We start from the raw sequence: 19809 nt of genomic DNA, 5'->3' as shown, positions 1-19809 counted from the left end.
CTGCCCGGCACAGTGGGTGTTGTGCTTGTCATCGTCGCTCCCGGACAGGGTGCCCAGACCCCCGGCTTCCTCGAGCCCTGGCTCGAGGACCCGATCTTTGCCGACCGGCTGACCTGGCTGTCCGCCGTCAGCGGCCTGGACCTGGTGCACTACGGCACGAAGGCGGACGCGGAGGCGATCCGCGACACCGCGGTGGCCCAACCGCTGCTGGTGGCCTCCGGGCTCCTGGCGGCCCTGGAGCTGTTCCCGCACCCGGCCGACGCCTTCGGCAAGGTGGGAGCGGTGGCAGGGCACAGCGTCGGTGAGCTCACCGCCGCGGCCGGCGCTCGGGCGATCACCGCCGAGCAGGCGATGGTGCTGGTCCGCGAGCGCGGCAAGGCGATGGCCACCGCTTCCGCCGCCACCCCCACGAGCATGACCGCCGTCCTCGGCGGCGACCGCGACGAGGTGCTCGCCAAGCTCGCCGCGCACGGGCTCACCGCCGCCAACGACAACGGCCCCGGCCAGATCGTCGCGGCCGGCACCGTCGAGCAGCTCGCCGCCTTCGCCGACGACGCCCCGGCCAAGGCCCGCCTCGTGCCGCTCTCGGTCGCGGGCGCGTTCCACACCGAGCACATGGCCCCGGCCGTCGACGTCCTCGCGAAGTACGCCCGCTCGGTGTCGACGCACGACCCACGCACCCCGGTGATCTCCAACCGCGACGGTCAGGTCGTCCACGACGGCCGCGAGGTCCTCAAGCGGATCGTGGCCCAGGTGGCGAACCCGGTCCGCTGGGACCTGTGCATGGAGACCATGCTCGACCTCGGTGTCACCGGCATCCTCGAGATGCCGCCAGCGGGCACCCTGACCGGTATCGCCAAGCGGGCGATGAAGGGCGTGGAGACGTTCGCGCTCAAGACCCCCGACCAGCTCGACGACGCGCGCGCCTTCTGCGACAAGCACGGCTCGGCCTCGCTGCTGGACACCTCTCCCACCTGGCGGATGCTCGTCTCCCCCGCCAAGGGCACCTTCCACCAGGCCTCCGCGCTCGCCGAGGGCGCCTCGATCGCGCCGGACAGCACCATCGGCGCCGTACAGAGCCTGCGTGACGAGACCCCCGTGCTCGCCCCCCACGGCGGCACCGTCGTCGAGTGGCTCGTCGAGGACGGCGACCTCGTCTCCCCCGGCCAGCCGCTGATCCGCCTCCATCCCGAGGGAGACAACTGATGACCGACCTCATCGACCGCGGCGGCAGCGCGCACGCCGCCATCCTCGGCATCGGCACCTACCGGCCGCACCGGGTGATCCCGAACGCCGACATCATCGAGGCGATCGACTCCAGCGACGAGTGGATCCAGCAGCGCTCGGGCATCAAGCAGCGCCGCTGGGCCGCGCCCGAGGAGACCGTGCAGATGATGTCGGTCGCCGCGTCCCGTACGGCGCTGGAGCGGGCCGGCGTCGAGGCCGCGCAGATCGACTGCGTCGTCGTCGCCACCGTCTCCCACCTGCTGCAGACCCCGGCCGTGGCCACCGCGATCGCCCACGAGCTCGGCACGAACAAGGCCGCGGCGTTCGACATCTCGGCCGCCTGCGCCGGCTTCTGCCACGGCGTCGCGATGGCCTCCGACATGGTCCGCGGGGGCAGCGCCAAGCACGTGCTGGTGATCGGCGTGGAGCGGCTGTCGGACCTGACCGACGTCGGCGACCGCGGCACGGCCTTCATCTTCGCCGACGGCGCCGGGGCGGTCGTGGTCGGCCCGAGCGACGAGCCCGGCATCGGCCCGGTCGTCTGGGGCTCCGACGGTGAGCAGTTCGACCTGATCCGGCAGAAGGAGGACTGGCGCGACGTGCTCGCCTCCGACCACCCCTCCATGCCGCACCTGGTGATGCAGGGCAACCCGGTGTTCCGCTGGGCGTCGTTCGAGATGGCCAAGATCGCCCAGCAGACGCTCGACCGCAGCGGGATCACCGTCGATGACCTCGACGTGTTCGTCCCGCACCAGGCGAACATGCGCATCATCGACGCCATGGCGCGCTCCATGAAGCTGCCGGCGCACGTCAAGATCGCCCGCGACATCGCCGAGCAGGGCAACACCTCGGCCGCCTCGATCCCGCTCGCTCTCGACCGGATGATCGAGGACGGCGACGCCAAGAGCGGCGACACCGCGCTGCTCATCGCCTTCGGCGCCGGGCTGGCCTACGCCGCCCAGGTGGTCAAGGTCCCCTGATACGTCCGTGGCCCGCACCGGAGCGGGCGACGGTGCAGCACCCGTCCCACCCACCACATGAGAAGGAGAGCCACCAGATGGCCACCACCGAGGAAATCCGCGCCGACCTTGCCGAGATCGTGAACGAGGTCGCCGGCATCCCCGCCGACGACGTCCAGCTCGACAAGTCGTTCACCGACGACCTGGACGTCGACTCCCTGTCGATGGTCGAGGTCGTCGTGGCCGCCGAGGAGAAGTTCGACGTGAAGATCCCCGACGACGAGGTGAAGAACCTCAAGACCGTCGGAGACGCCGTCGCCTTCATCGAGCGCGCCCAGAACGGCTGACCCACCCGGGTCGACGCCTTCGTCGGCCCACGCCCGTCCAGTACAGCAACCAGCCGCAGTCCCGCTGCGAATCACGTGAGGTGAAGATCCAGATGAGCGCTACACGAGTCGTCGTCACCGGACTCGGCGCGACCTCCCCGGTCGGCGGGGACGTGCCCAGCACCTGGGCAGCCCTGCTCGCCGGGCAGTCCGGGGTGCGTTCCCTCAAGCACGACTGGGCCGACCAGCTGTCGACCCAGATCGCCGCGGAGGTCGCGGTCGACCCGACCGACGTGCTCGAGCGCGTCAAGGCCCGCCGGCTCGACCGGTCCGGGCAGCTGGCGCTGGTTGCCGCCCTGGAGGCGTGGGCCGACTCCGGCCTCGCCGCCGAGGACGCCGAGATCGACCCGGAGCGCCTCGGCGTCGCGATGGCGTCCGGCATCGGCGGGGTGCAGACCCTGCTCTCCAACTACGACGCGCTGAAGGAGAAGGGCCCGCGCCGGGTCTCGCCGCTGGCGATCCCGATGCTCATGCCCAACTCCCCCGCCGCGAACATCGGTCTGGCCATCGGCGCCAAGGCGGGGGTGCACACGCCGGTCTCCGCGTGCGCGTCCGGCAACGAGGCGATCGCCCTAGGCATCGACATGATCCGGCTCGGCCGCGCCGACGTCGTGGTCGTGGGCGGCACCGAGGCTGCGGTGCACGCGCTGCCGATGGCCGCGTTCGGCCAGATGATGGCGCTGTCCAAGCGCAACGACGAGCCGGAGAAGGCCTCCCGTCCCTGGGACAAGGGCCGCGACGGCTTCGTACTCGGCGAGGGCGCCGCGGTGCTCGTGCTCGAGTCCGAGGAGCACGCCGCCCGGCGCGGGGCCACGGTGTACGCCGAGGCGGCCGGAGCCGGCATCACCGCCGACTCCCACGACATCGCGCAGCCCGACCCGACCGGCCATGGCGCCACCCGAGCGATGAAGATGGCACTGCGCGAGGCGGACATGTCCGCCTCCGAGGTCGTCCACATCAACGCCCACGCCACGTCCACCCCGCAGGGTGACCTGGCCGAGGCCGGGGCGATCAAGAACGCGCTCGGCGACGCCGCCGGGAACGTCGTGCTCACCTCGACCAAGTCGATGACCGGGCACCTGCTCGGCGCGGCCGGGGCCCTCGAGTCCGTCGCGACGGTCCTCGCGCTCCGCGACCGCGTCGTACCCCCGACCATCAACCTCGACGACCCCGAGGACATCGGCCTCGACATCGCCACCGAGAAGCGCTCCCTCCCCGAGGGTCCGCTCGCGGCGCTCAACAACTCCTTCGGCTTCGGCGGCCACAACGTCGCCATCGCCTTCCGCAACGCCTGACCCCGGCGCCCGCGCCCCGGGGCCAGCGCCCCCGGGCCCGCGCCCCCGGGGCCCCGCGCCTCGGCGCGACGAACCAGGAGTAACCCCATGACCGCCACCGCTGCTGCCCCGGCCAAGCCCGCGAAGCTCCCCCGCGACCAGGATCCGCGCAACCCGAACTTCCGGCTCGCCGCCCTGTTCGACGAGGGAACCCTCGAGCTCATCACGGAGGACGACGGCAGCGGCATGCTCGCCGCGGTCGGCAAGGTGGACGGCACCCACGTGGTGGCCTTCTGCTCCGACGCCACCGTCATGGGCGGCGCGATGGGCGAGGTCGGCTGCAAGGTCGTCGTGCACGCCTACGAGCGTGCGCTCGCCGACCAGGCGCCGATCATCGGGCTGTGGCACTCCGGCGGCGCCCGGCTCGCCGAGGGCGTGCTGTCCCTGCACGCGGTCGGTCAGATCTTCCACGTGATGACCCAGGCCTCGGGCAAGGTCCCGCAGATCTCGGTCGTGCTCGGCCCCGCCGCCGGCGGCGCGGCGTACGGCCCGGCGCTCACCGACGTGGTGATCCTCGGCCCCGAGGGCCGGATCTTCGTGACCGGCCCCGACGTGGTCCGCTCGGTCACGGGCGAGGACGTCGACATGCTCCGCCTCGGCGGCCCCGAGCCGCACGGCCGGCGCTCCGGCGTGGTGCACGTCCTCACCGACTCCGAGCAGGAGGCGCTCGACCGCGCCCGCGGCCTTGCCCGGCTGCTCGGCGCGCAGGGCACCCTCGACGTCGGCCGCGTGCAGGACATCGACCTCGCGCAGATGCTCCCCGAGAGCAAGAAGCGCGCCTACGACGTGCACCCGCTGGTGGAGGCGATCCTCGACGAGGGCACCACCCAGGAGCTGCACGCTCGGTGGGCGCCGAACATCGTCACCGCCCTCGGCCGCTTCGGCGGACGCACCGTCGGCGTGATCGCGAACAACCCGCTGCGGCTCGGCGGCTGCCTCGACTCGCTGTCGGCGGAGAAGGCCTCCCGTTTCGTGCGCATGTGCGACGCGTTCGGCATCCCGCTGATCGTCCTCGTCGACGTGCCCGGCTACCTCCCCGGCGTGGGCCAGGAGTGGGACGGCGTCGTACGACGGGGGGCGAAGCTGCTGCACGCCTTCAGCGAGTCCGTCGTACCCCGGGTGACCCTGGTGACCCGGAAGACGTACGGCGGCGCCTACATCGCCATGAACGCCCGCTCGCTCGGCGCCACCAAGGTGTTCGCCTGGCCGGGCGCGGAGGTCGCGGTCATGGGAGCGGTCGCCGCGATCCGGGTGCTGCACCGCCGCAAGCTGCTCGAGGTCGCCCCCGACATCCGCCCGCAGGTCGAGGCCGAGCTCGCCGCCGAGCACGAGCGGATCGCCGGCGGCGTCGACAAGGCGGTGGAGATCGGCGTGGTCGACGAGGTCGTCGAGCCGTCCGCGACCCGCAGCGCGCTGGCCCGGGCGATCTCCGACGCCGGCGTCGTGATCCGCGGCGTCCACGGGAACATCCCGCTCTGACCGCCGGCCCTCGCTAGAGGGCGCAGGTGTTGACCAGGTCGCCGCCGGCGGGCCGCGGGTAGAACCCGTCCCGCGGCGGCCGCACCCCTCGCTCCACCCACGCGGTGAGCACGTCGAACGCCTCGCGGGCGCAGGGCAGCAGCGGCCGGAGCCGGTCGGGGTAGGTGTCGTAGAGCCCGTCGGTGTGCGTGCCGTCGCCGATCCGGTAGTAGCGGTGCCGGGCGCCCGCCCCGGCCCGGTCGACGAGCCGGTCGTAGACGTGGGAGTCGGTCCGCGGAGGCAGGAGTGTGTCGAGGCTGCCGTGCAGGGTCAGCATCGGCTTGCCGATCCTCCCGGTCAGCTGCACCGAGCGCACCGCGTCCTTCACGGCCTTCGGCCGCGAGGCGTAGTCGTAGTCGGCGTCGCAGCTCGGCGTGCCGCTGGCGCAGAACGGGATGCCGGCGTCGAGCTGCCCGTCGTACGACGGGTCGAGCTCCTCGCGGTAGATCCGCTGGGTGAGGTCCCAGTAGTAGGCGTGGTGGAAGGGCCACAGGAACTCCGAGCCGCGCGCGAACCCGGCCCGGATCATCGCGTCGTGCGCCTCCTGGTCGCCGGTCGCGGCGTAGGCCGGGTAGTGCTCCAGCGCGTCCGGCAGGTAGGTCAGCAGGTTCGGCCCGGCCGCGCGCATCAGCGTGCCCTCCCAGTCCACCCCGCCGTCGTACAGGCCCGGCCGGTTCTCGAGCTGCCAGCGGGTCAGGTAGCCGCCGTTGGAGATGCCGACCATGTAGGTGCGCCGGGGCTCGCGGCCGTACCGCTGCGCGACGACCGCCTTCGTGGCCCGGGTCAGCTGGGTGACGCGGCGGTGCCACTCGCGGATCGAGCCGCCGGGGCGGGAGCCGTCGGCGTAGAAGCGGGAGCCGGTGTTGCCCTTGTCGGTCGACGCGAACGCGTAGCCACGGGCGAGCACGTAGTCGGCGATGATGAAGTCGTTGGCGTACTGCGCGCGCACGCCCGGGGCGCCGGTGACGACCAGCTTCCCGTTCCAGCGGTCCGGCAGCCGCACCACGAACTGCGAGTCGTGGTCCCAGCCGTTGTTGGTGTTGGTGGTGGAGCGGTCCGGGAAGTAGCCGTCCACCTGGATGCCGGGGACCCCGGAGGGGTTCCTGGTGCCGCGCGCGTGCAGGCCGTTCCAGTCGTTGACGTTGGTGTGCCCGGTCAGCGTGGTGCCGGCGGTGGTCAGGTCGTCGAGGCAGGCCCGCTCCTGCCGCTCGGCCCGGGGGACGTCGATCCTGCGCTGCCGGGCGCAGTGGCTGCCCACGACCTGGGTCGCCGCCTGGGTCGCTGCCTGGGTCGCTGCCTGGGTCGCCGCCTGGCCCGTTGCCCGGCTCACGGTCTGGCCAGAGGCGGGTACGGCGGCCGGCAGGGAGCCGCCGAGGAGGACCGCGGCCGTGGCCGCCGGCAGGGCGAGGTGGCGAGTCGAGAGACGCATGGGGCCCATCGTTGGACCGTCGACGTCGCGTCGCCAATGTGGATGATGCACACAAAACGGACCATGACCTGTGTCACAGGCACGGCTTGCAGGCCGTTTCTGCGGGGCTCTACGGGGCCCCAGCGGCCAGCCGGTCCAGGACGCGCTCCCAGCCGCGGTCGTAGCCGATCACCGCGTAGGCACTGTCGTCGCGGGCCTCCCAGCCGCCGTGCGTGAGCTCGACCCGGGTTCCCGTGCCGTGCGGCGTGAAGCGGACGGTGACCTGGGTGGCCTCCCGCTCGGGCCGGCCGGGGTGCCACGTGAACGCCACGAGCCGGGGCGGCTCCCAGCGCAGGACGGTTCCCCACACCGCCGTACGCCCGTCCCGGTGGGTCTCCGCCAGGTGGCCCCCGACGCGGCCGTCGATGCCGACCCGCACGGCGTCGCGCTCCCAGACCGAGTGCGTCTCCAGCGGCCACCAGTCGGCCATCCCGGCGGTGAAGCGCTCGAAGGCGGCGGAGACGGCGAGGGGCACGTCCACGTGCTTGGTGAGCGGCTCGGTGCCGCCCGGACCGACCTGGGTCATCGCGCCCTCCTCGTCCCGGTCCCGGCACGGTACCGCTGCCGCGCGGCGCGTGCCCGCGGAACGAGTGACCTCTCAACGCCGAACGAGTGACCTCTCAACGCCGAACGAGTGACGCCTCAACGCCGCACGAGTGACGCCTCAACGGGAGAGGTGGGTGTCGAAGAAGGCGGTGGTGCGGCGCATGAGCAGGGGCCAGCCCTCCTCGAAGGTGTGCTTCTCCCCCGGGTACTCGAAGTACTGCACCTGCTGCCGCGCGTCGCGCAGCGCCGCGGCCGTGGCCCGGCTCCACTCCACCGGGCAGACCTCGTCGGCGTCGCCGTGGTGCAGCTGCACCGGTACGTCGACCCGGTCCAGGTAGTGCCGCACGCTCGCCTCGTGCCAAACCTGCGGTCGGTCCGCCGGGGTGCCGTACGCGCCGACCACGGCCCGCTCGAGCGCCGGGGTGGCCGCGCCGCGGGTGCGGCCGGCCGAGACCTGCACCCAGCGCCGGAAGTTGTCCGCGGCCAGCGAGCTGACCGGCGAGTGCAGCACGAGCGCGTCCACGAGCCCCGGGCGTGCTGCCACCGCGTCCAGCGCGACCCCGCCGCCCATCGACCGGCCGACCACCCCCACCCGCGAGGTGTCGACGAACGGCAGCCGGGCCCGGCGGGTCGCCACGATCGCGTTCACCACGTCCTCGGGGTAGCCGAGCGGCCGGGCCACCGGCGTGGCGGGCTGCGGGTCGGACTGCCCGTAGTTGCGGTAGTCGGGCTGGAGGACGGCGTAGCCACGCGCGGCCAGCCAGGCCTGCTCCTGGGTCGCGGTGGCGTTGTCGTACTGCGCCGGGTTCTGCCAGCCGTGCGCGAGCACGAGCAGCGGGAACCTGCCCGACCGGGAGGGCACGGTCAGCGTGCCGGAGAGGGTGAGCCCGCCGCCGCGGTAGGTCACGTGGTGGCGGGTGAACGAGAGCTCGCGGGCCATGACCTGGTCGAGGCGCAGGTCGCGGCCGTCGTACTCGTGCTCGATCAGGGCGGGCAGCGAGACGAGGTTGAACGGGGTCGAGGTGTCGTTGTGGGCGGCATGGACGGCTGCCCCGGCGCGCGGCCGCGGCCCGGACACGGTCGGCTCCTCCGTGCACGCCGCCATCCCGAGGACGAGTGCGAGGAGGAGGACGAGGGAGGCGACGGGACGGCGACGCATGGCTCTCACCCTCCGGTCGGCTCCCTGGTCAGTGCGGTCGAACGCGCGACCACCCTACGACGCGGGGTTCAGACCACCTGGTGCAGCCAGCGGACGGGGGCGCCGTCGCCGGCGTGGCGGAACGTCTCGAGCTCGTCGTCCCAGGGCTTGCCGAGCAGCTTGTCGATCTCGTTGAGCAGCGTGGTGTCGCCGAGGGCGGCCTTGACCACCGCGGCCTTGAGCCGGTCCTCGGGGATCATGATGTCGCCGTGGATGCCGGTGACGGCGTGGAAGATGCCGAGGTCGGGGGTGCAGGAGAACCGGGCCCCCTCGGTGCCGCTGGTGGGCTCCTCGGTGATCTCGAAGCGCAGGTGGTTCCACCCGCGCAGGGCGGAGGCAAACGCAGCGGCCGTGCCGGCGTCTCCCACCCAGGAGTACTCCGCACGGTACGTGCCCGCCTGGGCGCCCTGCGGCGTCCACTCCAGGCTCACGGCAACGCCGAGCACACCGCCGGCGGCCCACTCGATGTGCGGGCACAACGCCGACGGCGCTGAGTGGACGTACAGAACGCCCCGTGTCGCATGACGTGTGGTCACCGTGACCTCCTGATTGTTCCCGGCGTCGAGATACGCCTTCCCCAGCGGTCTCGTAACGGGCCTCAGCGAGGTCCTGCGGTGTCCTGTGACGATGTCATCGGTGACACAGATGTGAAGTTGTGCTCCTATTGTGACCTATCAGGCGCACCAGAGGCCACATCAACACCAGATTTCTCAGGTTTCCCGGCGTGGCGCGTGGCGCGTGGCGTGTGGCGCGACGCGGCCGCACGCGACTCAGGTTGACCGGGCGCGCGGCTTGAGCCGGGTGTTCGGCATCGGGGGCGCGAGCAGCCGGTCCCCCGGAAAGCCCGCCACCTGCCCGAACCGCTCCGGCACCCAGGCGAGCCCCTCGCCGTTCCAGGCCTCGCGCTGCTCGACGATCTCCTCGTGGCTGCGACCGATGAAGTTCCACCACATCACGATCTCCTCCTCGAACGGCGCGCCGCCGAGCAGCATCAGCACCGTCTCGCAGCCCTCGCGGGTGCTCGCGGTCAGGGTGATCTCGTGGCGGCGCTCCCCGAGGTAGCTCATCGAGTTGTGGGAGACCACGGCCCCGCCGACGGTGGCCTCGCCCTGGGCGGTGAGCACGCCGTACTCGAAGCCCGGGTCGAGCGGCAGGGTCACCGACGCGCCCGGCTGCATCGTCAGCTCCGCCCCGACCAGCGGGGAGAACGTGGGCGCCTGGGACCGGGCGCCGGCGAGCTCGCCGACGAGCACCTTCACCGACACCCCGTCGAGTACGACCGTGGGAAGGTCGGCGAGGTGGGTGAAGTCCGGCGGCGTGCGGTCGCGCACCGCGTCGGGCAGGCAGGTCCAGAGCTGGAGGCCGTGCAGCAGGGTCGGCGCGTCCGGGGGTGAGACCTCCGCGTGACAGATGCCGTGTCCGGCGGTCATCACGTTGAGCTGGCCGGGCCGGATCCGCTGGTCCGAGCCGAGGCTGTCGGTGTGCCGGCCCTCCCCCTCGAACAACCAGGTCACCGTCTGCAGGCCGGTGTGCGGGTGCGGCGGCACCCACATGCCCCCGGTCTGCTTCACGTCGTCCGGGCCGTAGTGGTCCAGGAAGCACCAGGCGCCGATCATCCGGCGGTTCTTGTTGGGCAGGATCCGGCGCACGTGGGTGGTTCGCCCGAGCAGCACGTCCCGTGGCTCGAGCGGCTCGTGCATCGTCTCGAAGGTGCTCACCCGGTCAGTCTCGCACCGCACCGGAGCGGCGTGTCCAGACCCGGCGCGCACCCGGGGCCGGCGACCGGTCATGCCGGCGGGACAGGGGCGCTTGTGAGGTCGTGAGATGTGGGCGAAACGGACGGAGCCCAGTTTTTGCACGCCCGAAACATGGACGGGCCGGTCCGGAAACCTTGCCCGGCGAGAGTTGCTGTCGCACCCACGACAACGGGAGGGACACCATGTCGCAGCCAGTCACACTCCACCGCCGCACCGCCACCACCTTGAGCAACGTGACCACCCGGCACGGCCAGGTGCACGACGTCGAGCAGATCGAGGCCATGCACGCCCGCTGCTCGGAGACGTCGCTCCACCGCCGCTTCCACGCCCCGCTCCCCCGGGTCTCCACCCGGCAGGTGCGGCAGATGGTCAGCCCGGCCGACGGGTGGAGCCTGGTCGCCGAGTGCGCGGGCCAGGTGATCGGCTTCGCGTGCGCGGCCCCGGTGTCCGCGTACGAGGTCGAGGTCGGCCTGCTCGTCGAGGACGCCCACCAGCACAAGGGGCTCGGCACCCGGATGCTGCACGAGGTGGCGCGGGAGACCGCAGGACGCGGCTACCAGACGCTGCAGCTGTTGACCCAGCCGGAGAACGACCGGGTGCTGGCCACCGTGCAGAAGGCGGGGCTCATCGGCCGGGTGTCCTGGAACGACGACCTGCTGTGCGTCTCGATGCCGGTGCACCGGCTCGTTCCGAGCGAGCTGCCCCGCCCCGCCTGACCCGCGGGCATCCCGGGCTGCCCCGGGCCCGGGGCGGTGGTCGTCGTCGCACCGGGCCCGTGGACTTCGCCGCCGCTGCGGAGCAGACTCGGGAGCGCAGGGCTTCCGAAGGGGGCGGGATGAGCGCTCGCGAGACCGTGGCCGTGGTCGGCGCCGGGCTGGCCGCCGCGCACGCGGTCGAGGCGCTCCGCGCCAGCGGGTACGACGGGCACCTGGTCCTCTACGGCGCCGAGCCGCACCACCCCTACGAGCGCCCGCCCCTGTCGAAGGGCTACCTGCTCGGCAACGACGAGCGCGACGCCGCCTTCCCGCACCCCGCCGCCTGGTACGACGAACGCGACGTCGACCTGCGGCTGACCACCACCGTCACCGCCCTCGACCTCGACCGCCACGAGGTGCTCACCGGCGACCACCGGCAACGGTTCGACCGGTTGCTGCTCTGCACCGGCGCCATGCCGCGACGGCTGGCCATGGCGGACCGGAGCGGGGCGCCGGTGGCCTACCTCCGCACCCTCGAGGACTGCGAGCGGCTGCGCGACGCCCTGCGCCCCGGTACCCGGCTCGTGATCGTCGGAGCCGGCTGGATCGGCCTGGAGGTCGCCGCGGCGGCCCGGGCGGCCGACTGCACGGTGACGGTGGTGGAGACCCTCGACCTGCCGCTCCTGCGCGTGCTCGGTCCCGAGGTCGCGCAGGTCTTCGCCGCCCTGCACCGCGCGCACGGCGTCGACCTGCGCCTCGCCACCGGTGTCGGCGGCATCGTGCGCGACGGCGAGCTGGCCGACGTACACCTGACCGACGGGAGCACGCTGCTCGCCGACCTGGTCCTGGTCGCGGTCGGCGCCGCGCCCGGCACCGCGCTCGCCGAGGCGGCCGGGCTCGACGTCGACGACGGGGTCGTGGTCGACGCCCGGCTGCGCACCTCAAACCCCGACGTGCTCGCCGCCGGGGACGTGGCCCGCGCCTTCCACCCGTTGCTCGGGCGGCACCTGCGCGTGGAGCACTGGGACAACGCGATCGGGCAGGGCGCCGTCGCCGGCCGCAACCTCGGCGGCGCTGACGACGAGTACGACCGGCTCCCCTACTTCTTCACCGACCAGTACGACCTCGGCATGGAGTACGTCGGCGCGGTGGGCCCGGAGGGGTACGACGAGGTGGTGCTGCGCGGCGACGTACCGGGCCGGGTGTTCACCGCGTTCTGGCTGCGGGAGGGGCGGGTCCTGGCCGGGATGCACGTGAACGACTGGGACGCGATCGACCCCGTGCGCGCCATCGTCGCGCGGGGAGCCCCGGACGTGGCCCGTCTGCGGGACGAATCGGTCCCCCTCACCGACCTGACCGGCTGACTGGTCCTCGCAAGCCGGGTCATTTCCGTCCGCTGGTCCGTTCGTGCGGTTTCAATCCGGCGACAAGTCGAGAAAGTCCCCCGAACGGGGCCGGACTGGTGAATGCTTCCAACAGGTCGTTGCCACCACGGGGGCGGCAGCGCATGTCACCAAAGGAAGCACCATGAGCAACTCACCAGGTCGGCGCCTGCTGACCGGACTTCGCCGGCACCGCAGACACGCCGGCATCGCCGTGGTCACCACCGCGGTCGTGGCGGCCGGGCTCGGTACGGCGCCGACCGCCTCCTCCGCGCCGGACTCCGCCTGCCCCGACGTGTTCCCGAAGGCCGCGCTCGTGGACGGCGACACCGTCACCGGCCTCACCGTCAGCGAGGGCACCACCCCGGACGAGTTCACCGGCGAGTACCTCGGCCGGATCAGGGGCGGCATCGCCCCCGGCATCGACATGATCCTCGCCCGCCTGTCCTCGGACGCGATCGACCAGGTCGGCGGCATCTGGTCGGGCATGTCCGGGTCCCCCGTGTACGCCGAGGACGGCCGCCTCATCGGCGCCGTGTCCTACGGCCTGGCCTGGGGCCCCAGCCCGATCGCCGGCATCACCCCCGCCCAGGACATGTACGACCTGCTCAAGCTGCCCGCGACGAACACCACCGCCCGCCGGACGCTCGACGCGGCCGCCGAGAGCGACGAGGTCGACGTCCCGCAGTCGCTGACCCGCGAGCTCGTCGCCGCCGGCGCGAGCAGCGCCGACGTCGACGGCGGCATGAGCCGCCTGCCGCTGCCGCTCGGCATCTCCGGCTTGACCGGCGGCAAGCGCATGAACCAGGTCAAGAAGGCGCTCGACCTCGACGGCACCCGGGTCTACCGGGCCGGCGCGGTGTCCGGCGCTGCCACGCCCGAGCCGCTCGTCGCGGGTGGCAACCTCGCCGCCTCGCTGTCCTACGGTGACCTGTCCGCCATCGGCGTGGGCACCGCGACGGCGATCTGTGGTGACAAGGTGATCGCCTTCGGCCACCCGATGACCTGGAGCGGCCCGAGCCAGCTGAGCATGCACAACGCGCGGGCGATCGTCATCCAGGAGGACAGCCTCGGCGCGCCGTTCAAGATCGCGAACGCCACGAAGCCGGTCGGCCGCGTCGACCAGGACCGGCTCGCCGGCATCCTCGGGGTCGAGGGCACCGCCGCCATCCCGGACACCTCCGACGTGTCGTCGTACGTCACCGTGCCGGGTGAGAAGTCTCGCCGCGGCTCCACCCACATCAGCCTGCCCGAGGCGGTGCCGGACCTCGCCGCCTTCCACCTGCTCGCCAACGAGGACCGGGTCTTCGACGGCATCAGCGGCGGCTCCTCGGCCGTCAGCTGGACGGTCACCCTGCTCCGCGCGGACGGCACCAAGCTGAAGTACACCCGGTCGGACCGGTACGCCAACCAGTACGACATCTCCTTCGAGCCGGTGTGGGAGATCTACGAGCAGCTCTGGATGCTGCAGAACAACGAGGTCGAGGACATCGAGTTCGCGCACGTCCACGAGACCGCCAACATGACCCGTGCCTACCGGGCCTACGAGGTCAGCAAGGTGCACGTCCTCCAGTCGGGCAAGTGGGTCCTGCTCAACGGGGACAAGACGATGCGCGTGAAGGCCGGCACGGAGAAGAAGTTCCGGGTCACCCTGACCTCCAAGGAGCTCGCCACCAAGGTGGTCTACACGAAGCTGCCGATCCCGAAGCGGGCCGCGCGCCACTACGGGTACATCCGGATCCTCGGCGGCAACGACTACTACGGCGGCGGCTTCGAGGAGGAGTTCTTCGGCGAGGGCGTCAGCTCGGCCTCACCCTCCACGCTCGAGGGCCTCGTCAAGAAGCTGGCGAACAGCCCGCGCAACGACCAGCTGCTCGCCACGATCAACCTCTTCGAGGAGGACGGGTCGATCCGGCGGACGACCCGTAAGAACATCGGCACGGTCGTCGGAGGCGGCGTCACGGTCGAGGTGCGCGGGGTGCGCTGACCCCTCGTCACCGCAGCGGGGAGGTGGTCGGACCGGGAACGGTCCGGCCACCTCCTCGTCCGTCCGGGCGGCGCTCCGCGGCCACGGCGACGGGTTGCTCGGATGCCCCCAATCTCGGCATTCGCCGGGTGACCCGAACCTCGTCGCTCTAGCATCGGAGGACGGCGGCCGGCTCGGGGAGCCTCCGAGGACCGGCCCCGCCACACACGATCGTCCGCGGCCACGAGGGGGCCCCACCACCATGCCAGGGGAAGAGATCCGGGCTGCCATCGAGGCGGCCCTGGGCGACCCCTCCCGGGTGGCCGCCGCGGCCAGGCTGCTGCGCGAGACGGGAACGGAGACCTCGCTGGACCGGCTCACCGCTCTGGCCAAGCGGCTGGTCGGCGCAAGCGCCGTGCATGTCGCGGTGCTCACCGACCGGCTGGTCGTGGTCAGCCGCCAGGGCCTGCCCGTCGGCGAGCTCGACACCGGCGAGCTGCACGGCACGCTGTGCGGGCTCACGGCCAGCCTCTCCGAGCCGCTGGTCCTGGAGGACGCGACCACCGACGAGCGCGCGGCCCGCTTCCCCGTCGTACGGGCGGGCGAGGTCGGCGCCTACCTCGGGATCCCCCTGCTGTCGCGGGAGGGTGTCGTGGTCGGCTCCATGTGCGCGATCGATCCGCACCCCCACCCCTGGACCACCGAGCAGCGCGACGCCCTCGCCGACATCGCGGGCGCGGTCACCGCCGAGCTGGAGCTCGCCGCGGTGTCCGCCGAGCTGCGCGAGACGTTGGCCCGGCAGGACCTGGTCCTCCAGGCCGGCGACGTGGGCAGCTTCGACATGGACCTGCTCACCGGGCAGATCACCTGGGACGAGCGGCTGCGCACGATGTTCGGGTACGACGCCGAGCAGAGCACCGCCGACCTCGACGACATGACCGCGCGGGTGCACCCCGACGACCTCGACCGGGTGCAGAGCGCGATCACCTCGGCGATCCGCAGCGCCGGCTCCTACGAGGTCGAGTACCGGGTGGTCCTGCCCGGCGACGGCACCCGCTGGTTGCGCAACCGCGGCCGCGCCCTCGCCGGGCCGGGGCGGCGCTCCGTCCGGTTGATCGGCGCGACCTACGACTCCACGAAGCTGCGCGAGGCGGACGCCCAGGTGGCGCGCATCCTCGAGACGCTGCCCACCGGGTTCGCCTCGGTCACCTCCGACTTCGTCATCGGCTACGTCAACGGGACCGCGGAGAAGATCCTGCGGACCAGCCGGGACCGGCTGGTCGGGCGCAACGTGTGGGAGGCCTTCCCGTCGGTGCACCCCGAGCGGTTCCGGCAGACGTACGGCCCGACGCTGCGCTCGGGCCGGGCGGTGGTGCTGGAGGAGCACCACCCGCCGCTCGACACCTGGTACGAGATCCGGGTGTGGCCGATGGACGACGGCTTCAGCATCTACGTCGACGACATCACCGAGAGCCGCCGGATCGCCGCCGAGCGCCGCGGGGCGCTGGCCGCCCGTGAGGAGGCGATCGCCGAGGCGGAGCGCGCCGGCCACAGCCTGCGCATGCTCGCCGAGGCCAGCGCCGCGATGGGCGCGACCCTCGACGAGGACCTCCTCGTCGAGCTGCTCCTCGACGCAGTGGTCCCCGGTCTCGCGGGCTGGGCCACGGTCCGGCTGCTGCGCCCGCCGAGTGCCGAGCACGACGTCGTCGAGATGGTCCGCTACCGCGGCGAGCGCGACCCGGACGCCCCGGTGACGCGGACGGCGACCGCCACGCTCCTCTCCCGTGACCACCGGCCGCTCGGCACGCTGATGGCGCAGCTGCCGGACGGCGACGAGGTCGTCCGCGCCGACCAGGAGCGGCTCCTCGGGAACCTCGCCGACCGCGCGTCGGCCGCGATCGAGAACGCCCGGCTGTACACCACCCAGCAGCGGATGAGCGAGGTGCTGCAGCGCAGCATGCTCACCCGGCTGCCCGAGGTGCGCGACTTGGGCATCGTGGCCCGTTACCGTCCCACCGCCGACCAGGCACAGGTCGGCGGCGACTGGTACGACGCCTTCGAGCAGCCCGACGGCCGCACCGTGCTCGTCATCGGCGACGTGGTGGGGCACGACCGGCACGCCGCCGCGGCCATGGGCCAGCTGCGCAACCTGCTGCGCGGCCTCGGCTTCGACAGCCACGTCCCGGCCTCGGAGCTCCTGCGCGGCGTGGACCGGGCGATGCACGCGCTCGAGGTCGACGCCCTGGCCACGGCACTGGTCGCGGTCGTCGAGCCGGACAGCGGAGACGGCCGCCGTACGGTCCGCTGGGCCAGCGCCGGCCACCTGCCGCCGGTGGTGGTCCGCGGCGACGGCACCGTGAAGCTGCTCGAGCTCGAGGACAACCTGCTGCTCGGGGTCGACCCCGGGACCGTGCGCACCGACCAGGAGACCACGCTGTGCGCCGCCGACACGCTGCTGCTCTACACCGACGGCCTGGTGGAGCGCCGCGACCACAGCATGGCCAGCGCCCTCGACCGGCTGGTGCAGTGCCTGGCCGAGCACGCCGACGGCGGCGTCCGCTCGCTGGAGGAGATCTGCGACGGGCTGCTGCACGAGCTGGTCCCCGCCCGCCCCGACGACGACGTCGCGCTGATCGCGGTCCGGCCGCGGCGGCCGGTGGGCTGCCCCGGCACGGCCTGACCGGCCACCCGCCGAGCCGTCACCCCTGGCCGGCTACCGGCCGAGCAGGCCCTCCATGGTCTCGATCTCCTGGGTCTGCGAGGTCTCGATGTCCTCGGCGAGGTCGGTGGCCTGGGCGCTCTCCCCCGCCTCCTGCTCCTCCTGGGCCATCTCCACCGCTCCCTCGTGGTGCTCGATCATCATCTCGAGCCACAGGTCCTGGAACTCCGCGTCGGAGGCCTTCTCCAGCGACTCCATCTCCTCGGCGCCCATCATCCCGGGCACGTCGGTGCCGTGCTCCATGGCCGTGTCGTCGCCGTGGGCGTTGGCGTGGTCGCGAACCGTCTCGGGGACGGGCTCGTCCCACTCCTCCAGCCAGTCGGCCATCTTCTCGATCTCGGGGGTCTGCGCGGCCCGGATGTCGTCGGCGAGCGCGCCCACCTCCGGGTCGAGGTCACGACCCATGGTCAGGTCGACCATCTGCAGGGCCTGCGCGTGGTGCTGGATCATGTCGCCGGCGAAGCTCACGTCGGCCTCGTTGTGGCCGGCGCCCCCCGAGCCGGCGTCGCTGCTCTCGGCACAGCCGGCGAGGGCGACGAGCAGGGACGCGGCGGCGAGCGCGCGCAGGTGACGCATGTGGGGGCTCCTTGCGGTGGTCTGCGATGGTCCGGAGGCTGGTCACCGCGAGTCTAGGAGGGCCCCCAAGGAGCGCCGTGGGCGGTGCCGCTCACCCGGGCCGGAGCACGGCTCTGCGGCGCCGGTACTCCTCCTCGTCGATCTCGCCGCGGGCGAAGCGCTCGTCGAGGACCTCCTCGGCCCGGCTGCGCCGGGCTCCCCCGGCCCCCGGCTGGGGGCCGGTCGAGGCCATCCGGAGCAGCGCGATCACGACCGCCACCACCAGCGCGACGAGGAGCAGGACGGCGATCACCATGAACACCCAGCCGCCCCAGCCGAGCCCGTCGTGCATGTCCCAGCCCGAGTCGCCGTAGCGTCCCCCGTCCCGGTTGAAGTCGTCCCACATCGCGGTGACCTGCCTCTCGTCCCGATGCGGTCAGGGTCACCCGGGGCGTGGAGCCTCACCAGTGCCCTCGGACACGACGTGGCGGGACCTTGGACCCGCCACGCCCTAAGGTGGTCCGCGTGAGCGGCGCTTCCTGGGAGTACGGCGACGTGGTGGTCCGCCGCGAGGTCCTCAAGGGACACCCCTGGGTCGGCTTCCCCACCTACGTCGTGGAGGACAGCGAGGACCTGCTGGCGGTGTACCTCGCGGAGGGGTCCACGCTCGCCTACGCCCGCTGGCCCTTCGACCGCTGGGTGCACCCCTGGCGGACCGCCGGGCACACGCACTGGAGCGGGCACGGGAAGCTCATGCTGCACCGCCCCGGCGACCGCTACTCCGTCGACGTGTTCTGGAGCGGGCCGGATCGCACGTTCAGCGGCTGGTACCTCAACCTCCAGGACCCGTTCCGGCGGTGGGAGCGCGGGTTCGACACCCTCGACCACGAGCTCGACTTCTGGGTCCCCGCGGACGGCGGGTGGGTGGTCAAGGACGCGGAGATGTTCGAGCACCGCGTCGCCGAGGAGCGGTACACCGACGAGGAGGCGGCGGAGGTCCGGGCGACCGGCCGCGAGATCGTGGCGATGCTCGAGTCCGGCGACCACTGGTGGGACCCCGCGTGGGCCACCTGGGCCCCGCCGGAGCAGTGGGTGGCGGCCGCCGTACCTCCGGACTGGGCGACCGCCCGCTGACACATCCGCCGGTACGACGGCCGGCGCGGCGCCCTAGCGGTCGACGGCCATCTCGCCGAGCAGGGACCAGTCGTCCTGGGGCACGTCGAAGTTCACGATCCTCGGGGTCTCCGCCAGGTACGGCGGCAGCGTGGACTGCGCGGCCTTGAAGTGGTCGGACCGCACGTGCGCGCCACCGGCGTCGCCATCACGGAAGGCCTCGACGAGCACGTACTCGGTGGGGTCCTCGACGCTCCGGGACCAGTCGAACCAGAGGCAGCCCGGCTCGTTGCGCGTCGCCTGCGTGAAGTCGGCGGCGATCTCGGGCCAGCGGTCGGCGTGCTCGGGCAGGACGCGGAACTTGGCGGTGATGAAGATCAAGGGAGCTCCTCGGGATCGGCCGTGGTGGCTGGACTCGCCCCGAGACTACTGACCCGGGCCGACCCACCCGGTCCACCCACCACCGGTCAGCCGAAGAGGCCCTTGCGGCGCTTCGTCTTCTTGGCCAGACGCTTCTTGCCCTTGGCAGCCTGCTTCTTGCCCTTGGCGACCTGCTTCTTGCCCTTCTCGGCGACGCGACCCACGTCCGGGCCGGTGCCCTTGGCCTTGCGCCTCTTCTTGCGCCACGACCTCTTCGTCTCCTCGACCGGATGGGACAACGACCGCGGCAGCATCATCGTCGTCGCCTGACCGAAGAGCTTGCGAGCCAGGCCCAGCAGCGGGATCCCCAGCGGAAGAAGGATCACGGTGACGCACAGGATCCCGGCCACCAGGCCGACCAGGGACGCCACGATCCAGAGCAGCCCGCCTCCGAACGCGCGAAAGAACTGCATGACTCTCACCTCCCTCACCTGACGTGGGAGTACCCAGTTCCCGCCTCGTCACCCGCTCCCGTCGCCCGTGTTCGTGAGGACCGTGTCAGGATCGCGTCAGGGACGTCCGCACCACCGTTAGGGCGCCGTTAGGGGCATGCCGCTGCGGCGTCG

General features: G+C 72.5%; 19 protein-coding genes. 10 read left to right on the top strand and 9 right to left on the bottom strand.

What is annotated here, in order from left to right:
• Positions 1-21: 21 nt before the first annotated feature.
• The 5 genes from K1X13_RS18735 (at position 22) to K1X13_RS18715 (ending at position 5385) form a co-directional block, all read left to right on the top strand.
• Entirely contained in the window at positions 22-1206 is a 1185-nt protein-coding gene (locus K1X13_RS18735) for an acyltransferase domain-containing protein (RefSeq protein ID WP_221026647.1), read from the top strand.
• On the top strand, positions 1206-2207 hold the full coding sequence (locus K1X13_RS18730; RefSeq protein ID WP_221026646.1) for a beta-ketoacyl-ACP synthase III: 1002 nt from the start codon (positions 1206-1208) through the stop codon (positions 2205-2207). Before K1X13_RS18735 ends, K1X13_RS18730 begins: the two co-directional genes overlap by 1 nt.
• 77 nt (positions 2208-2284) lie before the next feature.
• The gene (locus K1X13_RS18725) at positions 2285-2533 is read left to right on the top strand and encodes an acyl carrier protein (protein ID WP_221026645.1); all 249 of its coding nucleotides are present in this window, start codon (positions 2285-2287) and stop codon (positions 2531-2533) included.
• 92 nt (positions 2534-2625) lie between these two features.
• Positions 2626-3867: a beta-ketoacyl-ACP synthase II gene (gene fabF, locus K1X13_RS18720; RefSeq protein WP_221026644.1), complete on the top strand. Its 1242-nt coding sequence runs from the start codon at positions 2626-2628 to the stop codon at positions 3865-3867.
• A gap of 87 nt (positions 3868-3954) precedes the next feature.
• Entirely contained in the window at positions 3955-5385 is a 1431-nt protein-coding gene (locus tag K1X13_RS18715; RefSeq protein WP_221026643.1) for an acyl-CoA carboxylase subunit beta, read from the top strand.
• A 13-nt stretch (positions 5386-5398) separates the two neighbouring features.
• Here the strand turns inward: K1X13_RS18715 and K1X13_RS18710 are convergent, their stop codons facing one another.
• From K1X13_RS18710 to K1X13_RS18690, 5 genes are all read right to left on the bottom strand, one after another.
• The gene (locus K1X13_RS18710) at positions 5399-6853 is read right to left on the bottom strand and encodes a tannase/feruloyl esterase family alpha/beta hydrolase (protein WP_264082336.1); all 1455 of its coding nucleotides are present in this window, start codon (positions 6851-6853) and stop codon (positions 5399-5401) included.
• Positions 6854-6962: 109 nt separating this feature from the next.
• Entirely contained in the window at positions 6963-7418 is a 456-nt protein-coding gene (locus K1X13_RS18705; protein WP_221026642.1) for an SRPBCC domain-containing protein, read from the bottom strand.
• Between the two features lie 138 nt (positions 7419-7556).
• Entirely contained in the window at positions 7557-8597 is a 1041-nt protein-coding gene (locus K1X13_RS18700; protein ID WP_221026641.1) for an alpha/beta hydrolase family protein, read from the bottom strand.
• Positions 8598-8665: 68 nt separating this feature from the next.
• Positions 8666-9172, bottom strand: a complete 507-nt coding sequence (locus tag K1X13_RS18695; protein ID WP_221026640.1) for a DUF3145 domain-containing protein — start codon at positions 9170-9172, stop codon at positions 8666-8668.
• A gap of 234 nt (positions 9173-9406) precedes the next feature.
• Positions 9407-10354: a pirin family protein gene (locus tag K1X13_RS18690; protein ID WP_221026639.1), complete on the bottom strand. Its 948-nt coding sequence runs from the start codon at positions 10352-10354 to the stop codon at positions 9407-9409.
• Between the two features lie 221 nt (positions 10355-10575).
• Between K1X13_RS18690 and K1X13_RS18685 the strand changes: the two genes are divergently transcribed.
• The 4 genes from K1X13_RS18685 to K1X13_RS18670 all read left to right on the top strand — a co-directional run bounded on the left by K1X13_RS18685 (position 10576) and on the right by K1X13_RS18670 (position 17116).
• On the top strand, positions 10576-11109 hold the full coding sequence (locus tag K1X13_RS18685; RefSeq protein WP_221026638.1) for a GNAT family N-acetyltransferase: 534 nt from the start codon (positions 10576-10578) through the stop codon (positions 11107-11109).
• A 119-nt stretch (positions 11110-11228) separates the two neighbouring features.
• A complete protein-coding gene (locus tag K1X13_RS18680) occupies positions 11229-12452 on the top strand; it encodes an NAD(P)/FAD-dependent oxidoreductase (RefSeq protein ID WP_221026637.1) in 1224 nt (407 codons plus the stop codon).
• Between the two features lie 163 nt (positions 12453-12615).
• Positions 12616-14457, top strand: a complete 1842-nt coding sequence (locus K1X13_RS18675; protein WP_221026636.1) for a hypothetical protein — start codon at positions 12616-12618, stop codon at positions 14455-14457.
• Positions 14458-14698: 241 nt separating this feature from the next.
• Entirely contained in the window at positions 14699-17116 is a 2418-nt protein-coding gene (locus K1X13_RS18670; RefSeq protein WP_221026635.1) for a SpoIIE family protein phosphatase, read from the top strand.
• 33 nt (positions 17117-17149) lie between these two features.
• Here K1X13_RS18670 and K1X13_RS18665 read toward each other — a convergent pair whose 3' ends face one another.
• Both K1X13_RS18665 and K1X13_RS18660 read right to left on the bottom strand, forming a co-directional pair.
• Complete coding sequence (locus K1X13_RS18665) at positions 17150-17731, bottom strand: DUF305 domain-containing protein (protein ID WP_221026634.1); 582 nt, start codon at positions 17729-17731, stop codon at positions 17150-17152.
• 91 nt (positions 17732-17822) lie between these two features.
• Positions 17823-18116, bottom strand: a complete 294-nt coding sequence (locus K1X13_RS18660) for an SHOCT domain-containing protein (protein WP_221026633.1) — start codon at positions 18114-18116, stop codon at positions 17823-17825.
• Positions 18117-18235: 119 nt separating this feature from the next.
• Here K1X13_RS18660 and K1X13_RS19780 point away from each other — a divergent pair, with 119 nt between their 5' ends.
• Complete coding sequence (locus K1X13_RS19780) at positions 18236-18844, top strand: ribonuclease FAU-1 family protein (protein WP_221026632.1); 609 nt, start codon at positions 18236-18238, stop codon at positions 18842-18844.
• Positions 18845-18877: 33 nt separating this feature from the next.
• Here K1X13_RS19780 and K1X13_RS18650 read toward each other — a convergent pair whose 3' ends face one another.
• Together K1X13_RS18650 and K1X13_RS18645 are read right to left on the bottom strand one after the other, a co-directional pair.
• Positions 18878-19204: a putative quinol monooxygenase gene (locus K1X13_RS18650; protein ID WP_221026631.1), complete on the bottom strand. Its 327-nt coding sequence runs from the start codon at positions 19202-19204 to the stop codon at positions 18878-18880.
• An 86-nt stretch (positions 19205-19290) separates the two neighbouring features.
• Positions 19291-19656, bottom strand: a complete 366-nt coding sequence (locus K1X13_RS18645) for a hypothetical protein (protein ID WP_221026630.1) — start codon at positions 19654-19656, stop codon at positions 19291-19293.
• Between the last annotated feature and the right edge of the window lie 153 nt (positions 19657-19809).

It is taken from the genome of Nocardioides jiangsuensis, assembly GCF_019679455.1.
Lineage (GTDB): Bacteria > Actinomycetota > Actinomycetes > Propionibacteriales > Nocardioidaceae > Nocardioides_C > Nocardioides_C jiangsuensis.
The sequence above is the reverse complement of the archived record's forward strand: the minus strand, read 5'-3'. Positions and strand labels throughout refer to the sequence as shown.

What these genes read in the sequence shown, in the direction of transcription:
- K1X13_RS18730 (WP_221026646.1), top strand. Translation starts at nt 1,206, where the DNA reads ATGACCGACCTCATCGACCGCGGCGGCAGCGCGCACGCCGCCATCCTC.
- K1X13_RS18725 (WP_221026645.1), top strand. Translation starts at nt 2,285, where the DNA reads ATGGCCACCACCGAGGAAATCCGCGCCGACCTTGCCGAGATCGTGAAC.
- fabF (WP_221026644.1), top strand. Translation starts at nt 2,626, where the DNA reads ATGAGCGCTACACGAGTCGTCGTCACCGGACTCGGCGCGACCTCCCCG.
- K1X13_RS18715 (WP_221026643.1), top strand. Translation starts at nt 3,955, where the DNA reads ATGACCGCCACCGCTGCTGCCCCGGCCAAGCCCGCGAAGCTCCCCCGC.
- K1X13_RS18710 (WP_264082336.1), bottom strand. Translation starts at nt 6,853, where the DNA reads ATGCGTCTCTCGACTCGCCACCTCGCCCTGCCGGCGGCCACGGCCGCG.
- K1X13_RS18705 (WP_221026642.1), bottom strand. Translation starts at nt 7,418, where the DNA reads ATGACCCAGGTCGGTCCGGGCGGCACCGAGCCGCTCACCAAGCACGTG.
- K1X13_RS18700 (WP_221026641.1), bottom strand. Translation starts at nt 8,597, where the DNA reads ATGCGTCGCCGTCCCGTCGCCTCCCTCGTCCTCCTCCTCGCACTCGTC.
- K1X13_RS18685 (WP_221026638.1), top strand. Translation starts at nt 10,576, where the DNA reads ATGTCGCAGCCAGTCACACTCCACCGCCGCACCGCCACCACCTTGAGC.
- K1X13_RS18680 (WP_221026637.1), top strand. Translation starts at nt 11,229, where the DNA reads ATGAGCGCTCGCGAGACCGTGGCCGTGGTCGGCGCCGGGCTGGCCGCC.
- K1X13_RS18675 (WP_221026636.1), top strand. Translation starts at nt 12,616, where the DNA reads ATGAGCAACTCACCAGGTCGGCGCCTGCTGACCGGACTTCGCCGGCAC.
- K1X13_RS18670 (WP_221026635.1), top strand. Translation starts at nt 14,699, where the DNA reads ATGCCAGGGGAAGAGATCCGGGCTGCCATCGAGGCGGCCCTGGGCGAC.
- K1X13_RS18665 (WP_221026634.1), bottom strand. Translation starts at nt 17,731, where the DNA reads ATGCGTCACCTGCGCGCGCTCGCCGCCGCGTCCCTGCTCGTCGCCCTC.
- K1X13_RS18660 (WP_221026633.1), bottom strand. Translation starts at nt 18,116, where the DNA reads ATGTGGGACGACTTCAACCGGGACGGGGGACGCTACGGCGACTCGGGC.
- K1X13_RS18645 (WP_221026630.1), bottom strand. Translation starts at nt 19,656, where the DNA reads ATGCAGTTCTTTCGCGCGTTCGGAGGCGGGCTGCTCTGGATCGTGGCG.